Here is a 7,458-nt window from a genome sequence, read left to right on the forward strand (position 1 = left end):
CGGCCGGCGCGGCGGGCCGGCGGCGGTCACGGGCGCGAGGCGGCCACGGGCGGGAGGGGGCGGTCGGCCGCAAGGGGGCGTCCCGGCCGCGAAGGGCTGCGGCGACTGAACCCGCGGCATCGTCGGAACCGCCCGGACAGGGAACGGCAAGCGATTGATTTATAATGGCGCCGTGCCCGTGTTCACCCCGTCTCGACCCCGCGCTTACCAGTGGCGGCGCACAGTCCCAGCTGCCTGAACGCGCGCCATCCGCAGGCCTCCCCGCCGTTCCAATCGCGCAACACTGCGGAACTTCCCCCACCTTTAGCAGTCCGATAGGCCGACTGCTAAGATCGCTGCCATGACCTCTATCGCCCAATCCCAAGCTCTTGTCGCCAACAACCTGCCTGTGCCCAGCGCGCTCGGTTCGCTGGACGCGTACATCGGCGCGGTGCACCAGATCCCGGTGCTCACTGTCGAAGACGAGCAGGCGTTGGCCCGCCGCTTCCGCGACGAGGAAGACCTCGACGCGGCTCGCGAACTCATCCACTCGCACCTGCGCTTCGTGGTCCACGTGGCCCGCGGCTACAACGGCTACGGCCTGCAGATCGGCGACCTCATCCAGGAAGGCAACATCGGCCTGATGAAGGCGGTCAAGCGCTTCGACCCCGAACAGGGCGTGCGCCTGGTCTCCTTCGCGGTGCACTGGATCCGCGCCGAGATGCACGAGTTCATCCTCAAGAACTGGCGCATCGTCAAGGTCGCCACGACCAAGGCCCAGCGCAAGCTGTTCTTCAACCTGCGCAAGTCCAAGACCCGCCTGGGCTGGATGAACGCCGAGGAAGTGCGTCAGGTCGCCCAGGACCTCAACGTCTCCGAGCGCGAAGTGCTGGAGATGGAATCGCGCCTGTCCGGCCGCGACATCGGCTTCGACGCGCCCAGCGACGAGGACGACGACCACGCGCCGCCGTCGCCGGCCGCGTACCTGCGCGCCGATGCCGAGGATCCCTCGCAGAGCTACGAGCGCGAGGACGAGGAAGACAACCAGCTCGAGCTGTTGCGCGCGGGCATGGCCGGCCTGGATGCGCGGTCGCGCGACATCATCAAGCGCCGCTGGCTCGACGCCGACAGCAAGGTCACGCTGCAGGAACTGGCCGACGAGTACGGCGTCAGCGCCGAGCGCATCCGCCAGATCGAGGCGAACGCGCTGAAGAAGATGCGCGGTCTGTTCGCGGCGTAAGCGCGGCGGATCGGAAACGTCGAACGGCCCGGGGCGACCCGGGCCGTTTTGTTTTTGCGGTGTGCGATCGCGGCGCTTGCCGGCGCCGCGCGTTCCGGCGCCGGCTCGCATCGCAGCCGGCGCCGACGGGTCGCTGTCGCGACAGGCCGCGCCCAGCGTCGGATACAACGGCGCATGCGGAAAATCCTGCGCGGCCTGCGCGAGCGTCGCCGGGTACGCCAAGTCGCGCGCCGCGCAAGACGCGGATATCGCCGCCGCGGCGGCGGTTCTAAGGTGACGTCCTGCCCGTTGCCGGACTTTCCGCCATGCACGCTTACCGAATCCAAGGCCTCGCTCCCGATCTGTTCGCCCCGCTGTTCGCGCTCGACGACGCAGCGCTGCGCGCCCACGGCATGCGCCGGGTCACCGCCGACTCGCCGACCGGCTATCCGTGCCGGGTGTCGCTGGACGAAGCCGCACCGGGCGAGCGCCTGTTGCTGCTGACCTTCGAACACCACGCCTGCGACGGGCCGTACCGCGCCAGCGGTCCGATCTTCGTGCGCGAAGGCGCGACGCGCGCGCCGACCCTGCACAACCGCCTGCCGACGATCCTCGCCACGCGCCATCTGTCGCTGCGCGCCTACGACGCCGACGGCGGGATGCTGCACGCGCGCGCGCTCGAAGGCCGCGAGGCCGAGGCGGCGGTGCAGGAACTGTTCGAGGATCCGCGCGTGGCCCAGATCCATGCCCACAACGCGCGCTATGGCTGTTTCCTGTGTCGGATCGAACGTGCCTGACCTGGTTGGTTTGTTCTGGCTGGGTTTGATCGGGCTGATTTGATCGCGCCGGTTTGATCGTGCCGGTTTGATCGGACGGGCTCGATCGGACGCGCTCGATCCAAAGATGCTCGATCAATCCCGCCCGATCGAACCGGGCCGACCGAACGCGCCCGATCCGCGCCGGCGCTTGCCGATGTCCGCGTGAGCCGTTGCGCCCGCGCTTTGCGAGTACCCCCTACGAGCCTTCGATGCCGCCGCATCCGGATCCGGCGGCACGAGCGTTCGTGCCCGCCGCCGGCGTCCACGGATCGCCGGCGCGGCCATTCGCGGTTGCGTGCGCCTGCAACTTCGCCGCCGTCGCGCCGCGCCGGCGGATGAGAACTGCAAGCCGCGTCGCATCGCCGTCGCTCCGCGGTTGCCGGCGCCCGCGCGCCGGCCCAAGACTGCAGCGCCGGTTGCGCGACGCGCCGGCGGACAAAACCAAAGGGAGGGGGTCATGGATGTGAGCAAGATGCTGATCGCGGCGGGCTTCGCCGCCGCGTTGTCGCTGTCGCCCGCCGCGCCCGCGCGCGCCGGCGATCTGAGCGGCGCGCAACTGACGTGTTATGTCGATACCTACGCCTTCGACGTACCGCAGGCGCAGTGGTGCCACAGCACCTGGACGCCGGGCACCGCCAACAATCCGTCGGTGGCGGTCTTCGAAGTGGCCGGTTTGCCGGCCGGCAGCTACAGCTACGCCTGGACCGACCTGGAAACCGGACAGACGCCGTCGGGCTGCGGCAACGCGCAGTACTGCATCGTCCCGATCTCCACCGAAACCCGCGGCGACGGCGAAGCGCGCTTGCGCGTGGTGGTGACCGACCTGGCCACCGGCGCGCAGCGCACGCTCGATGCGACCGCGTGGTATTGGGACGGCTACACCTGATCGCCCGCGGCGGGCCGGCGCGCGCGCCGGTCCGCTGCGCCGCGTTGGCCGGGCGCGCGCCGCAGCGCGCCGCACGTTCATCGGACAAGGAGAGTTTCATGCGCATCAATGCAGCAATCGGCCTGAGCGCGGTCGCGCTCGCGCTGGCCATGGGCCACGCCGAACCGGCGCGCGCCGGCGATGTCGGCAACGCCGGCATGGAGTGTTATGTCGATACCTTCCGTTTCGACATCGCCACTGCGGACCAGTGCACCTCGCTGTGGGTGCCCAACGGCGCCCACGACCCGTCGGTGGCGGTGTTCTCGGTGACCGGCCTGCCGCCCGGCAACTACGGTTTCGTCTGGCGCAACCTGGAGAACAACCTCATCGTCGCCAGTTGCGCCAACCAGTCGGCGTGCGCGGTGCCGATCGCCACCGACCGCATGGGCGACGGCATCGCGATCCTGCAGGCCACGGTGACCGACCTGGACACCGGCGCGAGTCGGCAGGTGCAGGCGACGGCGTACTACTTCGACGGCTACACCTGAGCCGCGGCGAGGCGGATGCCGCCAAGCGAAAGGGCGCCCGTAAGCGCCCTTTCGTGGCGCCGCCGGGTCAGCGGCGGCGAGCGGTGCGGTTCAATCCTGCGGTCGCTGCGCCGCGGGCGCCGCTTTCGCCCCATCGCCCGCATCGGCCGCGCCGCCGAGGATGATGCGTGCGTGGCGCTGGTAGGTGTAGTACGCCCACGACCAGTTGAGCATCACGATCAGGCGGTTGCGGAAGCCGATCAGGAAGAACACGTGCGCGGCCAGCCAGAACGCCCAGGCCAGGAAGCCGGAGAAGCGCAGCCCGCGCAGGTCCACCACCGCGGCGCGGCGGCCGATGGTGGCGAGGTTGCCGAAGTCGGCGTAGCGGAACGGCGCCGGCGCCGGTTGGCCGAGCACGCGCGCGCGGATGCTGCGGGCGACGTGGCCGCCCATCTGCTTGGCCGCCGGCGCCACGCCGGGCACCGGCTTGCCGTCGGCCTGCTGCAGGCTGGCGAGGTCGCCGGCGATGAAGATCTCCGGATGGCCGGGCACGCTGAGGTCGGGCAGCACCTGCACGCGGCCGGCGCGGTCGCGCGGGACGTCGAGCAGCGCGCCCAGCGGCGAGGCGGCGACGCCCGCGGCCCACAGCACCGTGCGCGCCGGAACGAATTCGGCGCCCAGGGTGTAGCCGTCGGCGTCGATCGCGCCGACCGGCGTGCCGGTGGAGACTTCCACGCCGAGCCGCTGCAACTGCGTGCGGGCCTTTTCCGACAGCGATTCGGGAAAGCTCGCCAGCACCCGTGGCCCGGCTTCGATCAGGCGCACCCGCGCCTTGGACGGATCGATGCGGCGGAACTCGCGGCGCAGGGTCTTGTGCGCGATCTCGGCCAGGGTGCCGGCCAGCTCCACGCCGGTCGGGCCGCCGCCGACCACGGCGAAGTGCAGCCAGGCCTCGCGCTCGGCCTCGGTCTGCGCGGCTTCGGCGCGTTCGAACGCGAGCAGCACGCGGCGGCGGATGTGCAGGGCGTCGTCGAGCGTCTTCAGGCCCGGCGCGTGCGCGGACCATTCGTCGTGGCCGAAATAGGCGTGGGTGGCGCCGCTGGCCAGCAGCAGGAAGTCGTAGCCGATGCGTTCGCCGTCGGCGAGCGCGACGTTGCGCGCATCCGCGTCGATGCCGACCACTTCGCCCAGGCGCACCTCCACGTTGGCCTGCTTGCGCAGGATGTGGCGCAGCGGCGCGGCGATGTCCGGCGACGACAGGCCGGCGGTGGCGACCTGATACAGCAGCGGTTGGAACAGGTGGTGGTTGCGGCGGTCGATCAGGGTGATGCGCACCGGCGCGGACGCCAGTGCGCGGGTCGCCCACAGTCCGCCGAAGCCGCCGCCGACGATGACGACGTGCTTGCGGGTGTCGGACATGGCGCGCTCCTCATCCGTTCAAGCGTTGCGCAAGCAGGTCTTCGAGCTTGCGCTGGTCGGCGGCGAAGCGGCGGATGCCGTCGGCGAGCTTGTCGGTCGCCATCGCGTCCTCGTTGTGCTGCCAGCGGAACGCGGCCTCTTGCAGGCGCGGGCCCGGCGCGGCGCGCTCGCCGGCGTCGACGAGCGCGCGCGGCACCTCGCCGTCGCTGCCTTCCAGCTCGCCGAGCAGTTCCGGCGAGATGGTCAGGCGGTCGCAGCCGGCCAGCGCCAGCACCTGGCCGACGTTGCGGAAGCTCGCGCCCATGACCACGGTCTGGTAGCCGTGGCGCTTGTAGTAGTTCCAGATCTGGGTGACCGACTGCACGCCCGGATCGTCCTGCGGCGTGGCCGGCTTGGCCGCGCCGTTGGCCAGGTGCCAGTCGAGGATGCGGCCGACGAAGGGCGAGATCAGGTACACGCCGGCCTCGGCGCAGGCCACCGCCTGGGCGAACGAGAACAGCAGGGTCAGGTTGCAGTGGATGCCTTCCTTCTCCAGTTGCTCGGCGGCGCGGATGCCTTCCCAGGTGGAGGCGATCTTGATCAGCAGGCGCTCGCGGCCGATGCCGGCCTCGGCGTACAGCGCGACGATGCGCCGGGCCTGGGCCAGGGTCGCCTCGCTGTCGAAGCTCAGGCGCGCGTCGACCTCGGTGGAGACGCGGCCGGGGATCAGCTTGAGGATCTCGCCGCCGATCGCCACCGCCAGGCGCAGGCCGGCGTCGGCGACGCGGGCCTGGCGGTCTTCGCCCTCGGCCCGGGCGACGGCCGCGTCGATCAGCGGCGCGTAGGCCGCAAGGCCGGCGGCCTTGAGCAGCAGCGAGGGATTGGTGGTGGCGTCGAGCGGGCGGAAGCGGGCGATGGCGTCGATGTCGCCGGTGTCGGCGACCACGGCGGAGAGTTGGCGCAGTTGTTCCAGACGGTTGCTCATGGGGGCTGGGTTCTGTCGTTTGGTATCCCGGGCATTTTCGCCCATCGCGGTTAGCCCGTCATGAAGCCGGCGCTATCTTCTGCCTGCCGGCTTTCGCAAGCCGGCCGCGGCGCGGCTGATCCTGGCGCGCGGCTTGCGCTAGGCTGGCGGCGACGGGCCGCGCCGCGGCCTGGGAGCACGCCGCATGGCCGTAGCCACCGACGAAAAGCGCATCGCCCTGCTGATCGACGCCGACAACGCGCCGGCGGCCAAGATCGAGGTGATCCTGGCCGAGGTCGCCCGTTACGGCGCGGCCAACGTGCGCCGCGCGTACGGCAACTGGAAAAGCCCGAACCTGAAAAGCTGGGAGGCGGTGTTGCACGAGTACGCGATCCGCCCGATCCAGCAATTCGCCTACTCCAAGGGCAAGAACGCCTCGGACATGGCGATGGTGATCGACGCGATGGACCTGCTGTACGCGCGCAACCTCGACGCCTTCGCCATCGTCTCCAGCGATGCCGACTTCACTCCGCTGGTGATGCGGCTGCTGACCGACGGGGTCAAGGTCTACGGCTTCGGCGAAAAGAAGACGCCCGAGCCGTTCGTCAACGCCTGCTCCAAGTTCACCTACGTCGAAGGCCTGGGCCAGCCGGCGGCCGAGGTGCAGGCCGACGAGACCGTGGCCACGGTCGCGCCGCGCAGCGCCCAGGATTTGCGCAGCGACACGCGCCTGGTGCGGATGCTGCGGCGCGCGGTGGAGACGGCCAGCGGCGACGACGGCTGGTCGCACCTGGGCGCGGTCGGCCATCAGATCGCCAATCAGGCCTCGTTCGATTCGCGCAATTACGGCTACCGCAAGCTCAGTGATCTGATCGAGGCGGCCGGCTTGTTCGAAACCCGGCGCGACAATCAGATCGTGTGGGTGCGCGACAAGCCCAAGAGCAAGCCGGCCAAGGACGCGGCGAGCGGCGGCGCGGGCAAGCCCAAGATCAAGGGCAAGACCGCGGAGGCGTGACGCGTGCGGCCCGGCGCGCCGGCGCGAGCGACGCGTTGCGGCCGGCGCGGTGTATTCGATGTATGCGCATTCGGCGCGCATGCAGTGCATCGTCGATGCATGCAGCGCAAAAATCCGGGCAAGAGGCCCGCCGCAGTGGCGGCGCGACGCGTTAGTCTGGCGCCCCTTCGACTGTACTGAGGAGCCCAGGATGATCGTTCGTACTGTTGCGTTGGCCGTCGCCCTGATGGCGTGCGCGAACGCCGCGCTCGCCGCCGACGCCGTCAAGCAGGTGCCGGTGCATTTCGCCAAGGGCGCCGTGGCGGCCACGGTGCAAGGCGCGATCAAGGGCGACGATAGCGTGGAATACCTCGTCGTCGCGCGCGCCGGCCAGACCCTGCGCGTGGCGATGTCGGGCAGCAGCAACGCCAACCTCAACGTCTACCCGCCGGCCGCGCCCGGCGAAGGCGGCGAAGCGCTGACGCTGGACACCGTCTACGGCAAGACCGGCGCCACCCACAGCGTGCGCTTGCCGGCCGATGGCCAATACCGCCTGCAGGTGTACCAGCCGCGCGCCGCCGCGCGGCGTGGGACCGTGTCGAAATTCGCGTTGAAGATCGAAGTGCGCTGAGGATCGGGCGGAGTGCTGCGCTGGCCGGTCCGAGGTTCGCGGTGGTTGCGGATTCGCGGTCGC

General features: G+C 70.5%; 8 protein-coding genes. 6 read left to right on the top strand and 2 right to left on the bottom strand.

The window, feature by feature from the left end; genetic code table 11:
- The first annotated feature begins 340 nt into the window (after positions 1–340).
- The 4 genes from rpoH to A7A76_RS15135 all read left to right on the top strand — a co-directional run bounded on the left by rpoH (position 341) and on the right by A7A76_RS15135 (position 3,429).
- Positions 341–1,219, top strand: coding sequence for an RNA polymerase sigma factor RpoH (rpoH, locus tag A7A76_RS15120; protein WP_206411955.1), 879 nt, complete (start codon positions 341–343; stop codon positions 1,217–1,219).
- Positions 1,220–1,524: 305 nt separating this feature from the next.
- Complete coding sequence (locus A7A76_RS15125) at positions 1,525–1,995, top strand: DUF1203 domain-containing protein (protein WP_206411956.1); 471 nt, start codon at positions 1,525–1,527, stop codon at positions 1,993–1,995.
- Between the two features lie 478 nt (positions 1,996–2,473).
- Positions 2,474–2,902 carry a hypothetical protein gene (locus A7A76_RS15130; RefSeq protein ID WP_206411957.1) on the top strand — a complete coding sequence of 143 codons (429 nt, stop codon included), beginning with the start codon at positions 2,474–2,476 and terminating at the stop codon, positions 2,900–2,902.
- A gap of 98 nt (positions 2,903–3,000) precedes the next feature.
- Positions 3,001–3,429 (top strand): hypothetical protein, encoded by a 429-nt coding sequence (locus A7A76_RS15135; RefSeq protein ID WP_206411958.1) that lies wholly within the window; start codon positions 3,001–3,003, stop codon positions 3,427–3,429.
- Between the two features lie 90 nt (positions 3,430–3,519).
- Here A7A76_RS15135 and A7A76_RS15140 read toward each other — a convergent pair whose 3' ends face one another.
- Positions 3,520–4,827, bottom strand: coding sequence for an NAD(P)/FAD-dependent oxidoreductase (locus A7A76_RS15140; RefSeq protein ID WP_206411959.1), 1,308 nt, complete (start codon positions 4,825–4,827; stop codon positions 3,520–3,522).
- 10 nt (positions 4,828–4,837) lie between these two features.
- A complete protein-coding gene (gene tal / locus A7A76_RS15145; protein ID WP_206411960.1) occupies positions 4,838–5,791 on the bottom strand; it encodes a transaldolase in 954 nt (317 codons plus the stop codon).
- 184 nt (positions 5,792–5,975) lie between these two features.
- On the opposite strand from tal, the gene A7A76_RS15150 reads away from it, so the two are divergent.
- Complete coding sequence (locus tag A7A76_RS15150; protein ID WP_206411961.1) at positions 5,976–6,785, top strand: NYN domain-containing protein; 810 nt, start codon at positions 5,976–5,978, stop codon at positions 6,783–6,785.
- Positions 6,786–6,975: 190 nt separating this feature from the next.
- Positions 6,976–7,395, top strand: coding sequence for a g-type lysozyme inhibitor (locus tag A7A76_RS15155; protein WP_206411962.1), 420 nt, complete (start codon positions 6,976–6,978; stop codon positions 7,393–7,395).
- The last annotated feature ends 63 nt before the right edge of the window (positions 7,396–7,458 follow it).

It is taken from the genome of Lysobacter enzymogenes, assembly GCF_017168095.1.
In the GTDB taxonomy this organism is placed as follows: Bacteria; Pseudomonadota; Gammaproteobacteria; order Xanthomonadales; family Xanthomonadaceae; genus Lysobacter; species Lysobacter enzymogenes_D.

Bases quoted from the DNA above. Each gene is read 5' to 3' on its own strand.
- rpoH (WP_206411955.1), top strand. From the start codon at position 341: ATGACCTCTATCGCCCAATCCCAAGCTCTTGTCGCCAACAACCTGCCT.
- A7A76_RS15125 (WP_206411956.1), top strand. From the start codon at position 1,525: ATGCACGCTTACCGAATCCAAGGCCTCGCTCCCGATCTGTTCGCCCCG.
- A7A76_RS15130 (WP_206411957.1), top strand. From the start codon at position 2,474: ATGGATGTGAGCAAGATGCTGATCGCGGCGGGCTTCGCCGCCGCGTTG.
- A7A76_RS15135 (WP_206411958.1), top strand. From the start codon at position 3,001: ATGCGCATCAATGCAGCAATCGGCCTGAGCGCGGTCGCGCTCGCGCTG.
- A7A76_RS15140 (WP_206411959.1), bottom strand. From the start codon at position 4,827: ATGTCCGACACCCGCAAGCACGTCGTCATCGTCGGCGGCGGCTTCGGC.
- tal (WP_206411960.1), bottom strand. From the start codon at position 5,791: ATGAGCAACCGTCTGGAACAACTGCGCCAACTCTCCGCCGTGGTCGCC.
- A7A76_RS15150 (WP_206411961.1), top strand. From the start codon at position 5,976: ATGGCCGTAGCCACCGACGAAAAGCGCATCGCCCTGCTGATCGACGCC.
- A7A76_RS15155 (WP_206411962.1), top strand. From the start codon at position 6,976: ATGATCGTTCGTACTGTTGCGTTGGCCGTCGCCCTGATGGCGTGCGCG.